This window comes from Streptomyces sp. NPDC107538, from assembly GCF_055657445.1.
In genome coordinates, this window is the sequence record NZ_JBVKAY010000002.1 from 228,166 (window position 1) to 248,166 (window position 20,001).

The following is a 20,001-nucleotide window of genomic DNA, read 5'->3' on the forward strand; positions in this document are numbered from 1 at the left end:
CGAAACCACCCCGAGGAGCCCCCGCAGAACATGGAAAGCACCGCAGCCACCTCGCTGGCCTCCCTGTGGGACGAGGTCTTCGGCACCCAGCCCGACCCCGATCTCTGGGTCGTCATAGCCACCGCCGTCGCCGCGCTCGCCGCGATCGTCCCGCACGGCGTCTGGCGACTCTCGCGCAACGCCATCACCATCGCGCACGAGGGCGGCCACGGACTGATCGCGCTGCTCACCGGCCGCACCCTCACCGGCATCCGGCTGCACTCCGACACCAGCGGCCTCACGGTCAGCCGCGGCAAGCCCACCGGCATCGGCATGATCCTCACCGCGGCCGCCGGCTACACCGCGCCCCCGCTGCTCGGCCTCGGCGGCGCCGCGCTCCTCGGCTCCGGCCGCATCACCCTGCTGCTCTGGCTGTCCACGATCCTGCTGGTCGCCATGCTGGTCATGATCCGCAACGCCTACGGTGCCCTGACCGTGCTCCTCACCGGCGGCACCTTCGTCGTCGTCTCCTGGCTGGCGGGCCCCCAGGTCCAGGCCGCCTTCGCCTACGCGGTCGTCTGGTTCCTCCTCCTCGGCGGCGTACGCCCGGCCTTCGAACTCCAGGCCAAACGCCGCCGCGGCGGCGCCGGCGACTCCGACGCCGACCAGCTCTCCCGCCTGACCCACCTCCCGGCGACGGTGTGGCTGGTGATGTTCCACGTGGTGTCCCTGTGCGCACTGATGGGCGGCGGCAGGTGGCTGCTGGGGCTGTGACGGTGCTGTGATGCAGCCCCGCAGGGGCGCATCACAGGGGCGCGGGGCGTCTCCATGTGCGGCTCCGCCGCGTGGGCGCGATCAGCCCCCACCGGACCCGCGGCCGCCCACGGCGATCACGAGGAACCCCCTTGGGCGAACCCCTACTAAAGTGGCCGCATGGCCCTGAACGCACAGCCCGCCCTCTGGCCCGCCCCCACCGCGAGCGGAGCCGTCGACGCGACGGTCCACGTCCCGGGGTCCAAGTCGGTCACCAACCGCGCCCTCGTCCTCGCCGCCCTGGCGAGCGAGCCGGGCTGGCTGCGCCGCCCCCTCCGCTCCCGCGACACCCTCCTGATGGCGGGCGCCCTGCGCGCGATGGGCGTCGGCATCGAGGAGACGGTCTCCTCCAGCTCCGCCGCCACGGGCGGCTCCGCCGGCTCCGGCGAGGCCTGGCGCGTCCTGCCCACCGGCCTGCACGGCCCGGCCACCGTCGACGTCGGCAACGCGGGCACGGTCATGCGCTTCCTCCCCCCGGTCGCCGCCCTCGCCGACGGCCCCATCCGCTTCGACGGCGACCCCCGCTCCTACGAGCGCCCCCTGAACGGCGTGATCGACGCCCTGCGCGTCCTCGGCGCCCGGATCGACGACGACGGCCGGGGCGCCCTCCCGCTGACGGTGCACGGCGGCGGCGCCCTGGACGGCGGCCCGGTGGCGATCGACGCGTCCTCGTCCTCGCAGTTCGTGAGCGCTCTCCTGCTCTCCGCCCCCCGCTTCAACCAGGGCGTCGAGGTCCGCCACACCGGCGCGACCCTCCCCTCCCTCCCCCACATCCGGATGACCGTCGACATGCTGCGCTCGGTCGGCGCGCAGGTGGACACCCCGGAGTCGGGCGGCGAGCCGAACGTCTGGCGGGTCACCCCGGGCGCCCTGCTCGGCCGCGACCTGACGATCGAGCCGGACCTCTCCAACGCCCAGCCGTTCCTGGCGGCGGCCCTGGTGACCGGCGGCAAGGTGGTCGTCCCCGACTGGCCCGCGCGCACCACCCAGCCCGGCGACCAGCTCCGCGAGATCTTCACGGAGATGGGCGGCATCTGCGAACTGACCGAGTACGGGCTGGTGTTCACCGGTTCGGGCGCGATCCACGGCATCGACGTGGACCTGAGCGAGGTCGGCGAGCTGACCCCGGGCATCGCGGCGGTCGCCGCCCTCGCCGACTCCCCCTCCACCCTGCGCGGCGTCGCCCACCTCCGCCTCCACGAGACGGACCGCCTGGCCGCGCTCACCAAGGAGATCAACGAACTCGGCGGCGACGTCACCGAGACCGCCGACGGCCTCCACATCCGCCCGCGCCCGCTGCACGGCGGTGTCTTCCACACCTACGACGACCACCGCATGGCCACCGCCGGTGCGATCATCGGCCTGGCCGTGGAGGGCGTACAGATCGAGAACGTGGCGACGACGGCCAAGACCCTGCCGGACTTCCCCGACATGTGGGCCGGGATGCTCGGGAAGAACTGACGGGCGGACCGGGATCATGCGCCGTTACGGCAAGCACACCGACGAGGACGACATCCGCAGCCGCCCGAACCGCAAGGGCAACCGTCCCCGCACGCACATCCGCCCCAAGCACGAGGACGCCGCCGAGGGCATGGTCCTCACCGTCGACCGCGGCCGGCTGACCTGCCTGGTCGAGGACCGCGTGGTGATGGCGATGAAGGCCCGTGAACTGGGCCGCAAGGCCGCCGTCGTCGGCGACACCGTCGCCCTCGTCGGCGACCTCTCCGGCAAGAAGGACACCCTCGCCCGCATCGTCCGCATCGCCGACCGTACGTCGGTGCTGCGCCGCACGGCCGACGACGACGACCCGTACGAGCGCGTCGTCGTCGCCAACGCCGACCAACTCGCCGTCGTCACGGCCCTCGCCGACCCCGAACCCCGCCCCCGGCTGATCGACCGCTGCCTGGTGGCCGCGTACGACGGCGGTCTCACCCCCCTCCTCGTGCTCACCAAGTCGGACCTGGCCTCCGCCGACAAACTCCTGGAGCTGTACGGCGACATCGACATCCCGTACGTCGTGACGAGCCGCGAGGAGTTGGAGACGGGCGGCGCCGCCGACCGGGTACGCGCGCACCTCGCGGGTAAGGTCACGGCGTTCGTCGGCCACTCGGGCGTCGGCAAGACGACCTTGGTGAACGCCCTGGTCCCCGAGGACCGCCGCCGTACGACGGGCCACGTCAACGCGGTGACGGGCCGGGGCAGGCACACCACGACCTCGGCGCTCGCCCTCCCCCTCGCGGACTCCGGCGGCGGCTGGGTCGTGGACACCCCCGGCGTACGCTCCTTCGGCCTCGCCCACATCGACCCGTCCCGGGTCATCAACGCCTTCCCCGACCTGGTGCCGGGCACGGAGGGCTGTCCGCGCGCGTGCAGTCACGACGAGCAGGACTGCGCACTGGACCAGTGGGTGGCGGACGGGCACGCGGACCCGGCCCGTCTTTACTCTCTGCGCAGGCTCCTCGCGACGCGCGAACGGCGGGAAGGCGACTGACCTCCGGGTTGACCTCCGCGTTGTTTGCGCCCCCGTCCACCCGGTAAGTGCATAATCGCACCGAGTCGGACCCAGACCAGACGAGATCAGCCGAGAACAGACGAAGCGGTCACGGAACGTGGGCACACGGGAGGACGAGACATGGCGTGGCTGCTGGTGGTCGTGGCGGGGCTTCTGGAGACCGGGTTCGCCGTCTGTCTGAAGCTCTCGCACGGATTCACCAGACTCTGGCCCACGGTCGCCTTCTGCGTCTTCGCGCTCGGCAGCTTCGGCCTGCTGACCCTCTCCCTCAAAAAGCTCGACGTCGGCCCCGCCTATGCCGTCTGGACGGGCATCGGCGCGGCCGGCACCGCGATCTACGGGATGATCTTCCTCGGCGACATCGTGTCGACCCTGAAGATCGTCTCGATCAGCCTGGTGATCGTGGGGGTCGTGGGCCTGCAACTGTCGGGCTCGGCCCAATAGTTCGCCCCCACTGCCCGCCCCCTCCCCCTACAAGTGGTTGAGGGGCCGGCTCAACTGGCGGGGCAGCGCCGTCCGCACGAGATCCGTGACGCCGCCCTCGCCCGGGGGCGCGGCCACGCACGACAGGGCGAGCCGTACGGCGAGTTCGCAGGACCGGGCCAGTTCCCCGGTGTCCGACCTGGGGGTGCCGGGCGCGGAGAGCACGGCGACGGCCCGCTCGCGCACCAAGGCCACGAAGTCGGTGGGTGCGGGCAACGGTCCGTCCGCGCGCCGCTGCGCGGGGACGGCCGAGGACGAGGGCACCGCCGAGAGCGTCGGCGCGGGCAGCCGCTCGCCCCAGCAGCCGGTGAGCATGGCGCGAACGAGTGCGTTGTTCCGGGAGGCCGCCACGGTCCATTCGGCGGTCGCGGCCAGCCGGTCCCGGGGGTCCGCGTGGGCGGCCAGCGCCCGGTCGACGCCTGCCAGATAGCCGTCCGCCTCCCTCCGGACCAGGGCCCTGGCGAGCCCCTCCTTGCTGCCGAACTCGTTGTACAGCGTCTGACGTGACACTCCGGCCACCGCCGCCACGTCCACCATGCGCACGGCGGACCACGGCCGGCGCACCAGCGCCGTGTAAGCGGCGTCCAACAAGGATTCCCGCGCTGCAGGCATCATCGCCTCCCTGAATGCGAGCGGGCGGCTCTGGCCCTCAGATTTGACGCGCATCAAGTCACTGTCAAGGGTTCCCGGCGGCCCCCAGGGGCGCACACCAGCCAACGCACGCGGCCCCCTCCCCGTCCCTGCCCCACCAAACTGCGGGCAATCGTGCCGCTGGGGCGATGGGGGCACCTCCCGCTCGAGCGAAGCCGAGAGTGGGGGAGGGTGGGCGCAGGCGGCACCCGGCGAGCGCCGGTGAGCGAAACCCCGCCCCGCCCAGCACCACCCCCGGGCGCCCCACAGCCCCGCCGCCCCCAACCCCGTACCCCCAACCGCCCCCCGGCCCCCGCTAGCCCCGCACCGACCTCGACAGATACCGTTCGCCACATGGCCGACTACCTCGACGACCTCCGCTTCGCCCACGTCCTCGCGGACGCCGCCGACGCGACCACCATGGCCCGCTTCAAGGCCCTCGACCTGAAGGTCGAGACGAAGCCGGACATGACCCCGGTGAGCGAGGCCGACAAGGCCGCCGAGGAACTGATCCGAGGCCAACTCCAGCGCGCCCGCCCCCGCGACGCCGTCCTCGGCGAGGAGTTCGGCCTCGACGGCACCGGCCCCCGCCGCTGGGTCGTCGACCCGATCGACGGCACCAAGAACTACGTCCGCGGCGTCCCCGTCTGGGCCACCCTGATCTCCCTGATGGAAGCGGCCGAGGGCGGCTACCAGCCCGTCGTCGGTGTCGTCTCCGCCCCCGCGCTGGGCCGCCGTTGGTGGGCCGCGAAGGGCCACGGCGCCTTCACCGGCCGCAGCCTCAGCTCCGCCTCCCGCCTGCACGTCTCCCGCGTCGCCGAACTCTCGGACGCCTCCTTCGCGTACTCCTCCCTCAGCGGCTGGGAGGAGCGAGGCCACCTGGGCGGCTTCCTGGACCTGACCCGCGAGGTGTGGCGCACGCGCGCGTACGGCGACTTCTGGCCGTACATGATGGTCGCCGAGGGTTCCGTGGACATCTGCGCCGAACCCGAGCTGTCCCTCTGGGACATGGCCGCCAACGCGATCATCGTCACCGAGGCCGGCGGCCGCTTCACCGGCCTCGACGGCCGCCCCGGCCCGCACAGCGGCAACGCGGCGGCCTCGAACGGCCTGCTCCACGACGAACTGCTGGGATACCTGACCCAGCGTTACTGAACGAACGGCGCCCCTCGATGCGTACGGGGCCCCCGAGTGATCCCGGGGCGCCCCGAACTGACCACGCACGCCCCCTTGTTGACCTCCGCTTTACCTGCCACATTGAGAGTTCCCCCACTTGTGAACTTGTGAATCCTTGAACTAGCTGCCCAGCCGTTCACCGGATTCCCTAGGAGGTGGCTGAACTCCATGCTCGTCCGCGACGCCATGAGCACAGTGGTCCTCACCATCGGCCCCGATCACACCCTCCGCCAGGCCGCCGCCCTGATGTCGGCTCGCCGGATCGGCGCGGCCGTGGTCCTCGACCCGGACGCCGGCGGACTCGGCATCCTGACCGAACGCGACGTCCTCAACTCCGTAGGCCTGGGCCAGAACCCGGACGCCGAGCGGACCCACGCCCACACCACCAACGACGTCGTGTTCGCGGCGCCGTCCTGGACCCTGGAGGAAGCGGCCCGCGCCATGACCCACGGCGGTTTCCGCCATCTGATCGTCCTCGACCGGGGCGCCCCCATCGGCATCGTCTCGGTCCGCGACATCATCCGCTGCTGGGTCCCGGCCCGACAGCACGCGACGGCATAGCGAACGGGCCGGGTTCTCGTACGAGATCCCGGCCCGTCCCCGACGGCAAGCGGTCCAACCCCGGTCAGCCGCACAGGTCCTGGACGGCGGCCTGCGGGCGCTTGCCGAAGCCTCAGTTGATCGCACCCGATCCTACACTGGACTAAATCCATATCAAGTCCAGATCCAAAGTCACACCTGTTCAGGATCTGTCTCCACCTGCTGTTACGCTGACCGGTATGAGTGACCTTCTGGAGCGGCTGCGCGGACGCGGCTGGCGTATGACCGCGCAGCGGCGCGTCGTGGCCGAGGTCCTCGACGGCGAACACGTCCATCTGACGGCCGACGAGGTACACGTGCGCGCTGTCGCCAAGCTGCCCGAGATCTCCCGGGCGACCGTCTACAACACCCTGGGTGAGCTGGTCTCCCTCGGCGAGGTGCTGGAGGTCGCCACGGACAGGCGCGCCAAGCGGTACGACCCCAACGCGCACCGCCCGCACCACCACCTGGTCTGTGCCCGCTGCGGCACGATCCGCGACGTCCACCCCACGGGCAACCCCCTGGCCGACCTCCCCTCCTCCGAGCGCTTCGGCTTCACCGTCTCGGACGTCGAGGTCACCTACCGAGGCGTCTGCCCGACCTGCACGTCGGCGTAGCCCCTCCCCAGGGGCTCGTCGCTCACCTCAGAACACACCTAGGGCCCGGAACCTGATCGGTTCCGGGCCCTAGGCCTTCAGTAGCGGGGACAGGATTTGAACCTGCGACCTCTGGGTTATGAGCCCAGCGAGCTACCGAGCTGCTCCACCCCGCGTCGATGAACAGAACACTACGTCACGGCCATCGACCAGCGCAAATCCATTAATCGCCGCTCTATCTGCCCCCCTAGCTGCGGGCAATCGTGCCGCTGGGGCGGCACGGGTGGGCGCAGCGGCACCCGGCAAGCGCCGGTGAGCGAAACCCCGCCCCGCCCAGCACCCACCCCGGGCGCCTTGCAATCCCCGGGCCGCAGAACCACCCCAGCCCGCCGAAGGCCTACGCCGACAACTCGTCCCGCAACGCGTCCCGCAACCGCGCGGCCCGCTCCGCGACTTCCACCGGCCCGAGCGCGACAGCCCGATCGGCCCACCGCTTCCCCTCCACCAGCTCCCCCCGACGCGCGTAGACGAGGGCGAGCCGCAACGCCGCCCGCCCATGCCCCGCGTCGGCGGCCCGGGCCCACCACACCGCGGCCTCCGGTTCACTCCCCTCCCGAGCCAGCAGCAGCCCCAGATTGAACGCCCCGTTCCGCGACCCGGACTCCGCCGCGACCCGGTACCACCGAGCCGCCTCGACGACGTCCCCCCGCCCCGCCGCCAGCATCCCGACCCGGACCTGCGCCCGCCGATGCCCCTGCGACGCGGCTCTCTCGTACCACTCCTCGCACTCGTTCTTCTCCCGCACCGGCTCCCCCAGCTCATGCGCGGGCGCGGGCGGACGGCGCGCGTCGAGCACGGCGGCCAGCCGGTACGCGGCCTCCGCGCTGCCCCCGCCGGCGGCACACCGCAGATGCCGCTCGGCGGCCCGCTCGTCGCCGTCCCGCAGCCGCGCGATGGCGACCTGGAGCGCCGCCTCCGTGTGCCCGGCGGCGGCCGCGCGCTCGTACCAGACGAGCGCCGTCGCGTCGTCGCCACGGCCGGCGAACAGGATGCCCAGGTTGAAGGCGGCGTCCACGCTGCCGGCCTCGGCGGCCTTGGAGAACCACGGCTCGGCCCCGGACGCGTCCCCGACCTGCAGCAGCAGGATGGCCAGCGCGTTCGCCGCCTCCCGGTGCCCGGCGTACGCGGCACGCCGGTACCACTGCTCGGCCTGCGCCGTCCGCCCCTGCTCGGCGCAGAGCAGCCCGAGGTTGTACGCGCCGTTGACGTCACCGGCGTCCATCGCCGCCCGGTACCACCGCTCGGCGGTCTGGGTCTCACCGCGTTCGGCGTGCAGCGCGCCCAGCGCGTTCGCCGCGTTGCCGTTGCCGTCCTGGGCGGCCCTCAGCCACCACACGGCCGCGCTCTCGGTGTCGCCCGCGTCCCGCAGCAGGAACCCGAGGGCGCACGCGGCCCGGGGCTCGCCGTCCTTGGCCGAGGTCAGATACCAGCGGCCGGCCTCCTTCAGCTCCCCACGCCGCTCCAGGATCGCCCCGAGGTGCAGCGCGGCCCGCCGGTGCCCGCGCGCGGCGGCCTGGCGGTACCACTGCTCGGCCTCCTCGGCGGCGCCCCCGACACCGTTGTCTCCACCGGGCTCCGCCGCTCGTACGGCGGCGCCACGGCCTTCCCGTACGACGGGACGGCCCTCGCGGGCGGCCTCACGGCTCGCGCTGCCGATCTCGATCGCCGCGCGCGCGATCCGGCGCCCCTCGCGCACGGCCGCGCGCTCCTCCTGCTCGGCGAGCTGGTCGAGCGCCCGCGCGAGGCGGTACGCGGCCTCGCGGTGGCCGCGCTCGGCGGCGACCCGCATCCAGCGCTCGGCGGCGGCGTCGCTGCGGTGCTCCAACAGGTCGGCGAGGGCGTACGCGCCGAGCGCGTGCCCCTGCTCGGCGGACTGGCGCAGCCAGTACTCGGCGGCCGGTTCGTCGCCGCGCTCACGGTGGTGCCGGCCGAGCGCGTGCGCGGCGGCGGCGGACCCGGCGACGGCCGCGATCCGCCACCAGCCGGCGGCGTCGTCGGCGTACCCGCGCTGGTGCAGCAGAACGCCGAGGTTGTTGGCGGCCGCACGGTCCCCGGCGGCGGTGGCGCCCCGCAGATAGGGCTCGGCTCCGTCGAGGTCACCGCGGCGCAGCAGCATGGATCCGAGGACGCTCATCGCCTCGGCGTCGCCGGCTTCGGCGGCGAGCCGCTGACGCGCCTCCTCCACGGCGTCCCCCGTCTCGTCCTCCTCCGCGGCCTGCACGGACTCAGCCGACGAAGCGGACGCGGGCACCACAAGGTCGGCAGACAGCCCAAAGTCGGCGGGCTGCGCAAAACGCCCCGTCTCCAACAGAGTTGCCTTGTCCCCCATAACGTCCATCGTCGCACCACCTGCAACCTGGGTACACCTGGTATACCGCAGCCATTGAGGTCACTACAGCGTTTTGTCGACATGCCCACAGAGCGACAAGTCAAACACAGATGTGCCCGAGCACCCCGGACAACACGTCGAAGGCCCGGATCCTTTGGAGGATCCGGGCCTTCAACTTCAGTAGCGGGGACAGGATTTGAACCTGCGACCTCTGGGTTATGAGCCCAGCGAGCTACCGAGCTGCTCCACCCCGCGCCGTTGCGTTGCAACCGTACCACGGCGCGGGGCGGAGCCTTGCATCAGCCGCTTCCGGAGCCTCCGTCGCCGCTCTGGTCGCTGTCCTCACTGCCGCTGCCGCCGGTCCCGTCGGCCTTGGACTGTGCGTCCTCGGCCCGCTTCAGCGCGTCCTCCAGGTCCTGTTGGGCCCGGCCGTACGCCTCCCAGTCGCCGTCCTTGAGGGCCTGCTGCCCCTCGTCGAACGCCTTCTGGGCTTCCTGCAGGGCCTGTTGGACCGTCGGATCACCGGACGTGGGTGGCTCGTCGGTGCCCTCTTCGGGGTCCTCCACCGGTGGCTCAGTGGGTGAACCCTCGGTCTCGAACACCTTGTTGAGCGCCTCGTCGAGGGTGTCCTCGAAGGCCGTGTTGCCGCCGTAGGTGACCAGCACCTTGCGCAGCAGCGGGTACTTGAGCCCGCCGCCTCGCACATAGACGGGCTCCACATAGAGCAGTCCGCCGTCGAGCGGGACCGTCAGGAGGTTGCCGTACTCGACCTGTGAGTCACCTCTCTTGAGGAGGCTGATGGTCTCGGCGATGTCCTGTTCGGAGTTGAACTGGCTCTGGACCTGTTTCGGTCCGTCGATCGGTTCGCTGGTCGGCAGTTTCAGGACTCTGATCTTGCCGTAGTCCTCGGTGCCCGCCTCGGCGTTGACCGACACGAAGGCACTGAGGTTGTCCCGGCCGTTCGGCGTGAGCGTGGTGGTGAGCGAGAACGCCTGTGCCGTCTGGCCCGGCAGCTTCATGCTCAGGTAGTACGGCGGCACCGCGTTGCCCGAGGTGTTGGTCGGGTCGTCCGGGACCTGCCACACCTCGCTGCCGCTCAGGAACGTCTCGGCGTCCTTCACGTGATAGCGCGTCAGCAGCTCGCGCTGGACCTTGAACAGGTCCTGCGGGTACCGCAGATGGGCCTCCAGCGACTTCGAGATCGCCGTCTTCGGCTCCACCGTGTCCGGGAACGCCTTCATCCAGGTCTTCAGGACCGGGTCCTGGGTGTCCCACTGGTAGAGCTTGACCTGACCCGTGTACGCGTCGACGGTCGCCTTCACCGAGTTGCGGATGTAGTTGACCTGGTTCTGCTGGGCCACCACCGCGCGCTGACTGTTGTCCGCGGTCAACGAGTCGGCCGTGGTGTCGCCCAGGGTGGTGCGCGAGGCGTACGGGTAGCCGTTGGTGGTGGTGTACGCGTCGACGATCCACTGGATCTTCCCGTCGACGACGGCCGGGTAGGCGTCGCCGTCGATGGTCAGCCAGGGGGCGACCGCCTCGACGCGCTCCTTGGGCGTGCGGTTGTACAGGATCCGCGAGCCCTCGCCGATGGCGCCGGAGTAGAGGATCTGCGGTTCGTTGAACGCCACCGCGTACGCGGCCCGGTTGACCGGGTTGGAGAGGTTGACCCCGCTGCCGCCCTTGTAGCTGGTGGTCTTCTCACCGCTGTCGTCGGAGTAGTCGATCTCCTTCTGGGGACCGCCGACGATCGAGTACTGGGTGGTCTTCTCGCCGTAGTAGACCCGCTGCTGGTACTTGCCCAGGTCGCCCTTGGACGGCAGGTCGGACTCGGTGAACACCGGCCGGCCGCCGGAGGTGGCCTCGGTGCCCTTGGCGGCGACCACGCCGTAGCCGTGGGTGTAACGGAAGTGGTCGTTGATCCAGTTGTTCTTCGGGATGCCGGCGAGGTTCAGCTCGCGCAGACCGATGACCGTGTCCTGCTCCGCGCCGTCCTCATTGCTGTACCGGTCGACGTCCAGGTTCGTGGGGAACGCGTAGTAGTTCCTCATCTGCTGGAGCTGCTGGAACGTCGGCGAGACGATGTTCGGGTCGAGCATGCGGATGCTGGCCGTGGTGTCGGCGTCGGCACGGAGCTTGTTCTTGTCCGTGGTGTCGCTGACACCCGAGTACTCCTCGACCTCGGTCCCGTCGATGCCGTAGGCCTGCCGGGTCGCCGAGAGGTTCTTCTCGACGTACGGCGCTTCCTTGGCCTGCTCGTTCGGCTGGACCTGGAACTTCTGCACGATCGCCGGGTACAGCCCGCCGATCAGGATCGCGGAGAGCACCATCAGACCGAAGCCGATGACGGGCAGCTGCCAGGTGCGCCGCCAGATGGTGGCGAAGAACAGCAGCGCGCAGATGGCGGCGATGCAGAACAGGATGGTCTTGGCCGGCAGATAGGCGTTGGCGTCGACGTACCTGAGGCCCGTCCAGTTGCCGGTCGCCTTGAAGTCGCTGGACTTCACCGCGAGTCCGTACCGGTCGAGCCAGTACGCGACCGCCTTCAGGGTGACGAAGATGCCGAGGAGCACCGACAGGTGTCCGGTGGCCGCGGCGGTGGCACGCGCGCCCGGGGAGGTGACCCTGAGGCCGCCGTACAGGTAGTGCGTGAGCGCGGCGGCGATCACCGAGAGCACGGCGGCGGCGAAGCCGAAGCCGAGCAGGAATCGGTACCAGGGCAGGTCGAAGGCGTAGAAGGAGACGTCCAGGTGGAACTGGGGGTCCTTCTGTCCGAACGACACCCCGTTGACCCACATCAGCCAGGTGCGCCACTGCCCGGAGGCGGAGGCGCCGGCGATCAGGCCCACCAGGGAGGTGATCCCGAGCAGCAGCCACTTCTTGTAGGGCGCGATGCCCATGCGGTACCGGTCGAGGCTCTGCTGCTCCATCGACATGGCGCTCAGCGGCGGTCGCAGCCGGTGCGCCAGCCAGATGTTGAAGCCGACCGAGGCCGACATCAGCAGACCGAAGACGAAGAAGAGACCGATCTTCGTCCAGAGTGTGGTGGTGAAGACGGACGAATACTTCACCGACCGGTACCAGAGCCAGTCCGTCCAGAACCCCGCGAACATGACGAACGCCATGCCGAGGACGGCAAGGACGCCCAGCGTCATGAGCAGTGTCCGGACACGTCGGGACGGTCGGCCCACTCTGATCCGCGGCCCCGTCGGGCCTCCGCCGCGGTCCGGCATCTGGAAAGCCAAGGTGCGCACCTCGAAGTTCGCTGTCGATACGTCAGGCCCGCGTCTACGGACCCGCCAGCGGGCCCCGTGATCGCAGGGGCCTCACCTATGCAACTTACTCACGCTTTACTCGGTTCCCGCTTCCGGGAACGAACGAGGCAGGATTGTGACCATGTCCAACACTCCCATGGCAGCGAACCCCCTCACCCGGGCGGTGCTCGAGATCGACGAGTACGCCTCGGGCCTCGGCTGGGACCAGCCCGCTCGCCTCTTCGCCCTCGTGGATACCGCGCGTCTGCGGACCCAGGAACCCGCCCTCGCGGCGCAGCTCGGCCTCCAGGACGAGTCCGAGACCGCCGGTCTCACCCCGATCGAGCAGGACGAGATCCCCGCCGGCAAGGCGCTGGACGACTTCCTCGGCACCATCGCCTGGCCCGACGCGGTGGTCGGCTGCGCGCTGACCGTGGAGCGGCTGATGCTGCCGCCGTCCGCCGAGGCGTCCGTCCCCGAGAACCTCGACGGTGCCCGTCTCGCCAAGTGGGTCGCCTCCCACCCGGACCGCCAGGAGGTCCGGATGACGGTCGCGGTCCTGCGCGACGGCTCCCGCGACTCGGCCCTGCGCCTGCGCGAGAAGGACACCCCGACCGAGGTTCTCACCGGCCCCGAACTGGTCCCGGGCCTGGCCGAGGCCCTGTCCGCGACCTTCGTGGACTGATTTCCGTACCACTGATCTCCGTATGTACGACGATGGGGGCGCCCTCCGCTTTCGAGGGCGCCCCCACGCGCGCGTACGCCGTCCCGTGCGCCTGTCAGCCCTTGGTGGTGCACTTCGGCAGGTCGGCGGTGTCGCCGGAGCGGATGTCCTTCAGCGCGCCCAGCGCGTCCTCGATGGTGTCGACCTTGACGAGGGTGAGTCCGCCGGGGGTGTCCTTGGCGGCCGCGGCGCAGTTGTCCTTGGGCGTCAGGAAGTACTCGGCGCCCTTGTCGCGCGCGCCGACCGTCTTCATCTCGATGCCGCCGATGGGGCCGACCTTGCCCTCGTCGTCGATGGTGCCGGTGCCGGCCACGAACTTGCCGCCCGTCAGATTGCCGGGGGTGAGCTTGTCGTAGATCCCGAGGGCGAACATCAGTCCGGCGCTCGGGCCGCCGACGTCGGCGAGCTTGATGTCGATGGTGAAGGGGAAGGTGTGGTCGGTCCCGGCGGAGATGCCGACGATCGCCCGCTCCTCGCCGGTGTCGTCGGACTTGGCCGTGGTGATCGTGACCTTCTCGGTCTCGGTCGCCGTCCGGTTCGCCTTCTCGGCGGCGGCCTGCGCCTTGGCGGGCACGATGACGAAGTCGACGTCCTCGCCGGGCTTGTGCTGGGTGACCAGTTTCGCCACGTCCTCGGGCGCCTTCACCGCCGTACCGTCGACGGACTTGATCACATCACCGGCGTGCAGCTTGCCCTCGGCCGGGGAGTCCTTGAGGACGGTGGAGACGATCACCCAGGACTTCACCGGGACGCCCAGTTCCTTCAGCGCCGCGACCTTGGCGCTCTCCTGGGACTGGCTGAACTCCTCGGCGTTCTCCTGGGTCGACTGCTCCTCGGTCTTGCCGTCCGGGTAGAGCGTGTCGTGCGGCACGACCTTGTTGTCGTGTGCCAGCCAGCCGTACACCGCCTCGACGAGGTTCATCCGGTAGTCGGCGCTGGTGACACGGACCGTGGTCATGTTGAGGTGACCGGTCGTGGCGTACGTCTTGCGCCCGGAGATCTGCAGCACCGGCTCGCCGTCGTGCTCCCCGAGCGTGTTCACCGTCGGCCCCGGCGACATCTCCGAATAGGGCACGGGGATGATCACACCCGCGCACAGGAGCGCGATCAGCATCAGGGTGGAGGCGAGCATCGTCGCGGTGCGGCGTGGCATGGAACGACAGTACGGGACAGGCCTGTCAGTGCACCGTCGGGGCCGTCCGTCCGGGGCGACGGCGGGTGTGGTCAGCCGCCCGTGTGGGACCGCTCCATGGCCTCACGGAAGCGGGAGTAGCCCGCGAGTTCGGTGCCGTCCTCGATGCTCTTGCGGTTCCGGCTGGCCCAGCCACCCCACAGTCCGGCACCGATCGCCGCCACAAGTGGAATCAGCAACCAGGCGAGCGCCGCCATGCCGGCCTCCCAACCCCTATCAAGCAACCACATCTGACTGATCAGCAGATTATCCATCCGCTCCGTCAACGCTCGCGCCGGGGGGCGGGTTACGCAACCGGAACGCGCGGGGGCGTTTTCCGGTCACGGCCTCAGCAGGCCCCCACCCATTCCTCCGTCCCGTCGGAGAACTTCTGGTGCTTCCAGATGGGCACTTCGTGCTTGAGATCGTCGATCAGTTTCCGGCACGCCTCGAAGGCCTCGCCCCGGTGCGGACAGGACACCGCGACGACCACGGCCAGGTCCCCGACCTTCAGGTTTCCCACCCGGTGCACGGCCGCGAGCGCCCGCACCGGGTAGTCGGCGACCACCTTCTCCGCGATCCGCCGCATCTCGGCCTCGGCCGTCGGGTGACACGAATAGCCGAGCTCGTCGACATCGGCTCCCCCGTCGTGGTTCCGCACGGTCCCCACGAACAGCGCGGTCCCCCCGGCCGCGTCGTCCCCGACCGCCCGGAACACCTCGTCCAGGGAAAGCGCTGTCTCCCGAATCCCGATCAACTTGACGGGCTCCACGGCCCCCTGCTCACCAGGGTGATCCTCATTCACAGCCATATCCCTATCGTGCCCCACCCGCGCCCCTCACCGGCGAAGGCCCCTCGGCTCAACGCCTGCCCCGAGCCTTCCGCGCCCGCCGCACCAACGCCGCCGTACCCAGCAGCGCGACCGTCGCACCGGCCGCACCCGCCGCCGTCGCGTCCTTGCGCCCCAGCCGCCGCCCGGCCACGGTGTGCCGCCCGGCGACCTCCTCCAGCAGCTCCGCGAGGACCTCCTCGTTCGTCCACTGCGGCCGCCACCCGGCGTCGTGCAACCGGCTCCCGCTGACGACCCACGGGTACATCGTGTAGGCGAGATCCCCGGCCGGCGAAGGCGTCAGCCCGATCCGGTGCAGCCGGGCGGCGGCCCCGAGAGCCACCGCGGACGGCAGTTCCATGCGCCGGATCCCGCTGAGCTCCTCGACCTCCTCCTGCTCCAGCCACCCCTCGCACCCGACGGCCAGCTCCCCGTCGACCTTCTCCAGCACGGCGTACTCCAGCGCCCCGCACAGATCCTCGACATGACAGAACTGCCAGGCGGGCCGCGACCCGGCCACCACCAGCAGCCGAGGCGACTCGAAGTACCTGGTCAGCGCCGTGTCCGTGCCCCCGACGAGGGTCGCGGGGCGCACGACGGTGACATTGAGGCCCGGATGGGCGCGCGGCGCCCGGCGCGCGAGCCGCTCGATCTCCAGCAGGTCGCCGACCCCGGTGGCCTCGGCGGTCGCCCGCAGCTCGGCGTCCTCCGAGAGCGGCAGCTCGTTCTCGGGCAGCGCCCCGTAGACCATCGCCGACGTGCAGAGCACGACCCGGTGCACGCCGGCCGCTGCGGCGGCCGTGAGCACGGTCTGCGTACCGCGCACGTTGTACGCGCTGCGGGCAGCCGAGTCCGTGCCCAGGTCGAGGTCGACGGCGAGGTGCACCACGACGTCCGCGCCGCGCAGCTTCTCGGCGATCGCCGGGTCCCGCACGTCCAGGATGTGCCACTGCGCGGCGGCGCACTCCCCGCGCCGCTCGTCGATGGCGACGACCTGCCGGATCTCGTCGGACTCGGCGAGCCGCTCGGTGAGCAGCGCTCCTACCCCGGACGCGGCACCGGTGACCGCGACGACGGGCCCGCGCACGGCGGGACTGGTTGAGTGGTTTCGCGCTGCGCGAACCTGTGGATCTGGGGAACTCACCGGGCGTCTCCAGCGGTTGTCTTCAGTACGAACGCGGGTGACGCGTACGTACCAGGTGGCATCCATCCTGCCGCAGGCCTTCGGTCGGCGGAGCACCGAGGCCTTAACCCGCCGTGGTGTCTACGCTGGGTGGTGTTCGGGCAGCCGTGCCGTCGGAGAAAACCGATGGCCCTATCAGCCGAGGAATCCCGTGAGTGACACCCCATTCGGATTCGGCCTTCCGCCGGAGGAGCCGGACGACGGCGACGAGGGCAAGAAGAAGGACCAGGAGAGCGGTGGTGGTCAGGGACCGGCCAACCCGTTCGGCTTCGGGTTTCCCGGGGCCGGCGGCCCCGGCGCCGACAATCCGTTCGCCGCGATGTTCGGTTCCATGAACCCCAACGACCTGGGCGCCGCCTTCCAGCAGCTGGGCCAGATGCTCTCGTACGAGGGCGGCCCGGTGAACTGGGACATGGCCAAGCAGATCGCCCGCCAGACGGTCGCCCAGGGCACCGCAGACGGCACGAAGGACGCGAGCGTCGGCCCCGCCGACCGCACCGCCGTCGAGGAGGCCGTCCGCCTGGCCGACCTGTGGCTCGACGACGTGACGTCCCTGCCGTCCGGCGCGGGCTCCGCCGTGGCGTGGAGCCGCGCGGAGTGGGTGGAGGCCACCCTGCCCGCCTGGAAGGAGCTCGTCGACCCGGTGGCCGAGCGGGTCGGCGGCGCCATGGGCGACATCCTGCCGGAGGAGATGCAGGCCATGGCCGGCCCGCTGATCGGCATGATGAAGTCGATGGGCGGCGCCATGTTCGGCCAGCAGATCGGGCAGGCCGTGGGCGTGCTCGCGGGCGAGGTCGTCGGCTCCACCGACGTCGGCCTGCCGCTCGGCCCGGCCGGCAAGGCCGCGCTGCTGCCGATCAACGTGGACGCCTTCGGCAAGGACCTGGGCATCGGCAAGGAGGAGGTACGCCTCTACCTGGCCCTGCGCGAGGCCGCCCACCAGCGGCTCTTCGCCCACGTACCGTGGCTGCGCTCGCACCTGTTCGGCGCGGTCGAGGGCTACGCGCGCGGGATCAAGGTCGACACGGCCAAGCTGGAGGACGTGGTCGGCCAGTTCGACCCGCAGAACCCCGAGGAGCTGCAGCAGGCGCTCCAGCAGGGCATGTTCCAGCCGGAGGACACCCCGGCGCAGAAGGCCGCCCTGGCCCGCCTGGAGACCGCTCTGGCGCTGGTGGAGGGCTGGGTGGACGCGGTGGTGCACGCCGCCGCGAAACCGCGTCTGTCGTCCGCTGACGCGCTGCGCGAGACCCTGCGCCGCCGCCGCGCCACGGGTGGCCCGGCGGAGCAGACCTTCGCCACGCTGATCGGCCTGGAGCTGCGTCCTCGCCGACTGCGCGACGCCTCCCGTCTGTGGGCGTCCCTCGCGGACGCGCGCGGTGTCGACGGCCGCGACGCCCTGTGGGCCCACCCCGACATGCTGCCCACCGCCTCCGACCTGGACGACCCGGACGGCTTCGTCCACCGCGAGCAGCTGGACTTCTCCGAGCTGGACAAGATGCTCGGCGAGGCCGCTGGCGGCTCCACCGAGAAGCCCGACCTGAAGAAGAAGGACGACGACACCGAGTGAGCCTGCACGACGACGCGGTCCTCGTACTCAAGGGCTACGAGGACCAGGCCGAGCTGCGTCAGGCGTATCTCGACCACCTCGCGGCCCACCCGGACGGCATGTGGAAGGCGTGCGGTGCCGGACACATCACGGCGAGCGGACTGGTGATCGACCCCGAGCGCGGCCGGGTGCTGCTCACCCTGCACAAGAAGCTGCGGATGTGGCTCCAGATGGGCGGCCACTGCGAGCCCGAGGACACCACCCTCGCGGGCTCCGCCCTCCGCGAGGCCACGGAGGAGTCCGGCATCGCCGGCCTGACGCTCCTGCCGGGCGGCCCGGTCCGCCTCGACCGCCATCACACCCCGTGCGCCTGGCACCTGGACGTCCAGTACGCGGCCCTCGCCCCCTCCGGCGCCGAGGAGGCGATCAGCGACGAGTCCCTCGATCTGCGCTGGTTCGCCTACGACGAGGTCGCGACGGTGGCCGACGACTCGGTCGTACGCCTACTGGAGGCCACACGGGCGCGACTCTGAGCTCGCTCTTTCGCGTGAGGGCGGCGGTCTGCCGGCATGACGCCGACGGACGGTGGGCAGGCCCCCACCGGGGGGACGAACGCGGTAAGGGGCGTCCGCAATGGCGGACGCCCCTTACCCATGTGCCCCCAGCGGCTGATCAGTTGCGGCTGCCCCCGAGGGAGTTTCCGCTCAGGCCGCCGCCGCCCATGCCGAACTGTCCGAGGACGCCGGACGTACGCAGGTGCTGCGGCGGGAGCAGCTCGCTGGGCTGCACCAGGACATGTCCCTGGCCCCCGAAGTGCATCTCCCAGCCCTCCCCGGTGGAGCCCCGGCGGCGCCACACGGCGGAGGTGGAGGTCGGCGCCTGGAGCTGTGTACGCAGCGAGGTGGACCAGGCGATGACGGCGTCCGAGTCGACGCAGATGTTCTTCTCCGGCGTCACTTCGAGGGCGAGCGGCGGGCCCGAGGTCATCAGGACGATCTTGCCGCCACCGGACAGCTCCAGGTTGTACGCCCCAGCCGAGGCCACCTCCACGGCGCTGTCCACGGCGACGATGCCGACGTTCAGGGAGCCGTCGAAGGCGAGGACGGCGGAGGAGTCGACGGTGATGCCACGACCGACCTCCATGATGTGCAGGTACTGCGCGAAGTTGGCGAGATACACGATCCCGTTGCCCTTGCAGCGCATGAGTTCGAGCCGCTCGCCGGTCATCCGCTCGGCGTTGCGCCAGCTGCGGTTGCGGTACTGACTGTCGAACTCGACCTGCCCCTCGAAGGCGACCATGGCGCCCTGGCGGGCCAGGACGGGGCTGCTGCCCATGGTGACGTCGGTCTTCAGCAGCTGCGGGTTCTGCAGTGTGTAGCGCTCGGTGTGGTTCACCGGGATGTGCGCGAAGAGTGTGCTGTGCATGGTGCGGTGTTCTCCTCTCGGTCCCGGTCAGCCACGGATCTTGAAACGGTCGCCGGTGTCCTCGCTGGGCTGGACGACGACGAAGCCCTGCCCCTTGAACCCGATCTGGAACGCTTCCCCGCTGCCCCGGCCGATGAGCGCGCCGGCCTTGATGGTGCGGCGGGCCTTCATGTCGAGGCCGTCGGTCCAGGCGATCAGCGCGTCCGGGTCGACATATGTCTCCCGTTCGCCGCAGTCCAGGGAGATCGGCACGCCCCGGCTGACCAGGGCGACCCATCCGGTGCCCCGGATCACCAGGTTGGTGAGACCCGAGCCGGACAGCTTGGCGAGGCCCTTGACCGGCTCGATGGTGAGCTGGAGCGAGGCGTCGCAGGCCAGCAGGGTCGGGCCGTTGACGGACAGCGCCTCGTTGTTCAGGTGGAGGATGAGGACGTCACCGCCGTAGTCGGCGAGGTACAGCTCCCCGTCGCCCCGGCAGAGCATCAGCTTGCCGCCCTCGCCGGTCACCATCTCCTCCGCGCTGCGCCGCAGCGTGGCGGGCGGGCCGTCGAACTGCACATAGCCGTCGTACGCGATCATCGAGCCGGCCTTGGCCAGGAGGTCCTGGCCGGTGACCATGGTGACCTTGAGCATCTTGGAGCTGTGCACGCTCATGCGGACGCCGGTGGAGGCGGAGCGGTGCGCGTTGAGTGTCTGGAGGTCCATGCTCTGC

19 protein-coding genes and 2 tRNA genes are annotated in these 20,001 nt (G+C 70.9%); 10 read left to right on the top strand and 11 right to left on the bottom strand.

All coding sequences use genetic code 11. From position 1 onward, the window contains the following. Positions 1-30 precede the first annotated feature (30 nt). The 4 genes from ACZ7MG_RS06900 (at position 31) to ACZ7MG_RS06915 (ending at position 3,748) form a co-directional block, all read left to right on the top strand. Positions 31-753: a M50 family metallopeptidase gene (locus ACZ7MG_RS06900; protein ID WP_471387590.1), complete on the top strand. Its 723-nt coding sequence runs from the start codon at positions 31-33 to the stop codon at positions 751-753. A 159-nt stretch (positions 754-912) separates the two neighbouring features. Next, complete coding sequence (gene aroA / locus ACZ7MG_RS06905; protein WP_471387591.1) at positions 913-2,253, top strand: 3-phosphoshikimate 1-carboxyvinyltransferase; 1,341 nt, start codon at positions 913-915, stop codon at positions 2,251-2,253. 16 nt (positions 2,254-2,269) lie between these two features. Beyond that, complete coding sequence (gene rsgA / locus ACZ7MG_RS06910; protein WP_471387593.1) at positions 2,270-3,283, top strand: ribosome small subunit-dependent GTPase A; 1,014 nt, start codon at positions 2,270-2,272, stop codon at positions 3,281-3,283. A 141-nt stretch (positions 3,284-3,424) separates the two neighbouring features. After that, complete coding sequence (locus ACZ7MG_RS06915; RefSeq protein ID WP_200304996.1) at positions 3,425-3,748, top strand: DMT family transporter; 324 nt, start codon at positions 3,425-3,427, stop codon at positions 3,746-3,748. Positions 3,749-3,775: 27 nt separating this feature from the next. Here ACZ7MG_RS06915 and ACZ7MG_RS06920 read toward each other — a convergent pair whose 3' ends face one another. Further along, the gene (locus ACZ7MG_RS06920; protein ID WP_471387596.1) at positions 3,776-4,402 is read right to left on the bottom strand and encodes a TetR/AcrR family transcriptional regulator; all 627 of its coding nucleotides are present in this window, start codon (positions 4,400-4,402) and stop codon (positions 3,776-3,778) included. 369 nt (positions 4,403-4,771) lie between these two features. On the opposite strand from ACZ7MG_RS06920, the gene hisN reads away from it, so the two are divergent. The 3 genes from hisN (at position 4,772) to ACZ7MG_RS06935 (ending at position 6,789) form a co-directional block, all read left to right on the top strand. Then, the gene (gene hisN / locus ACZ7MG_RS06925; protein WP_471387599.1) at positions 4,772-5,572 is read left to right on the top strand and encodes a histidinol-phosphatase; all 801 of its coding nucleotides are present in this window, start codon (positions 4,772-4,774) and stop codon (positions 5,570-5,572) included. 189 nt (positions 5,573-5,761) lie between these two features. Then, complete coding sequence (locus tag ACZ7MG_RS06930) at positions 5,762-6,154, top strand: CBS domain-containing protein (RefSeq protein WP_471387602.1); 393 nt, start codon at positions 5,762-5,764, stop codon at positions 6,152-6,154. A gap of 218 nt (positions 6,155-6,372) precedes the next feature. After that, positions 6,373-6,789, top strand: coding sequence for a Fur family transcriptional regulator (locus tag ACZ7MG_RS06935; RefSeq protein ID WP_471387605.1), 417 nt, complete (start codon positions 6,373-6,375; stop codon positions 6,787-6,789). A gap of 81 nt (positions 6,790-6,870) precedes the next feature. Here the strand turns inward: ACZ7MG_RS06935 and ACZ7MG_RS06940 are convergent. The 4 genes from ACZ7MG_RS06940 to ACZ7MG_RS06955 all read right to left on the bottom strand — a co-directional run bounded on the left by ACZ7MG_RS06940 (position 6,871) and on the right by ACZ7MG_RS06955 (position 12,390). Further along, a tRNA-Met gene (locus tag ACZ7MG_RS06940) sits at positions 6,871-6,944 on the bottom strand. Between the two features lie 221 nt (positions 6,945-7,165). Further along, positions 7,166-9,166, bottom strand: coding sequence for a tetratricopeptide repeat protein (locus ACZ7MG_RS06945; protein WP_471387608.1), 2,001 nt, complete (start codon positions 9,164-9,166; stop codon positions 7,166-7,168). 172 nt (positions 9,167-9,338) lie between these two features. Beyond that, positions 9,339-9,412: transfer RNA gene (locus tag ACZ7MG_RS06950), tRNA-Met, on the bottom strand. 44 nt (positions 9,413-9,456) lie between these two features. After that, a complete protein-coding gene (locus ACZ7MG_RS06955) occupies positions 9,457-12,390 on the bottom strand; it encodes a UPF0182 family membrane protein (protein ID WP_471388271.1) in 2,934 nt (977 codons plus the stop codon). A gap of 163 nt (positions 12,391-12,553) precedes the next feature. On the opposite strand from ACZ7MG_RS06955, the gene ACZ7MG_RS06960 reads away from it, so the two are divergent. Further along, entirely contained in the window at positions 12,554-13,096 is a 543-nt protein-coding gene (locus tag ACZ7MG_RS06960) for a PPA1309 family protein (RefSeq protein ID WP_471387610.1), read from the top strand. 94 nt (positions 13,097-13,190) lie between these two features. On the opposite strand, the gene ACZ7MG_RS06965 is transcribed toward ACZ7MG_RS06960, so the two are convergent. From ACZ7MG_RS06965 to ACZ7MG_RS06980, 4 genes are all read right to left on the bottom strand, one after another. Continuing rightward, positions 13,191-14,288, bottom strand: coding sequence for a YlbL family protein (locus ACZ7MG_RS06965; protein ID WP_471387613.1), 1,098 nt, complete (start codon positions 14,286-14,288; stop codon positions 13,191-13,193). A gap of 71 nt (positions 14,289-14,359) precedes the next feature. Then, the gene (locus tag ACZ7MG_RS06970) at positions 14,360-14,581 is read right to left on the bottom strand and encodes a hypothetical protein (protein ID WP_471946126.1); all 222 of its coding nucleotides are present in this window, start codon (positions 14,579-14,581) and stop codon (positions 14,360-14,362) included. Between the two features lie 74 nt (positions 14,582-14,655). Continuing rightward, the gene (locus ACZ7MG_RS06975; RefSeq protein ID WP_471387618.1) at positions 14,656-15,117 is read right to left on the bottom strand and encodes a molybdenum cofactor biosynthesis protein MoaE; all 462 of its coding nucleotides are present in this window, start codon (positions 15,115-15,117) and stop codon (positions 14,656-14,658) included. Between the two features lie 49 nt (positions 15,118-15,166). After that, positions 15,167-16,279: an SDR family oxidoreductase gene (locus tag ACZ7MG_RS06980; RefSeq protein WP_471387620.1), complete on the bottom strand. Its 1,113-nt coding sequence runs from the start codon at positions 16,277-16,279 to the stop codon at positions 15,167-15,169. Between the two features lie 190 nt (positions 16,280-16,469). Here ACZ7MG_RS06980 and ACZ7MG_RS06985 point away from each other — a divergent pair, with 190 nt between their 5' ends. Next, positions 16,470-17,885 carry a zinc-dependent metalloprotease gene (locus tag ACZ7MG_RS06985; RefSeq protein WP_471387622.1) on the top strand — a complete coding sequence of 472 codons (1,416 nt, stop codon included), beginning with the start codon at positions 16,470-16,472 and terminating at the stop codon, positions 17,883-17,885. Next, positions 17,882-18,397: an NUDIX hydrolase gene (locus ACZ7MG_RS06990; RefSeq protein ID WP_471387624.1), complete on the top strand. Its 516-nt coding sequence runs from the start codon at positions 17,882-17,884 to the stop codon at positions 18,395-18,397. The genes ACZ7MG_RS06985 and ACZ7MG_RS06990 overlap by 4 nt, the downstream gene beginning before the upstream one ends. Positions 18,398-18,536: 139 nt before the next feature. On the opposite strand, the gene ACZ7MG_RS06995 is transcribed toward ACZ7MG_RS06990, so the two are convergent. Together ACZ7MG_RS06995 and ACZ7MG_RS07000 are read right to left on the bottom strand one after the other, a co-directional pair. Beyond that, entirely contained in the window at positions 18,537-19,289 is a 753-nt protein-coding gene (locus ACZ7MG_RS06995) for an AIM24 family protein (RefSeq protein WP_471387627.1), read from the bottom strand. 27 nt (positions 19,290-19,316) lie between these two features. Then, positions 19,317-19,994: an AIM24 family protein gene (locus ACZ7MG_RS07000; RefSeq protein WP_471387629.1), complete on the bottom strand. Its 678-nt coding sequence runs from the start codon at positions 19,992-19,994 to the stop codon at positions 19,317-19,319. Positions 19,995-20,001: the final 7 nt, after the last annotated feature.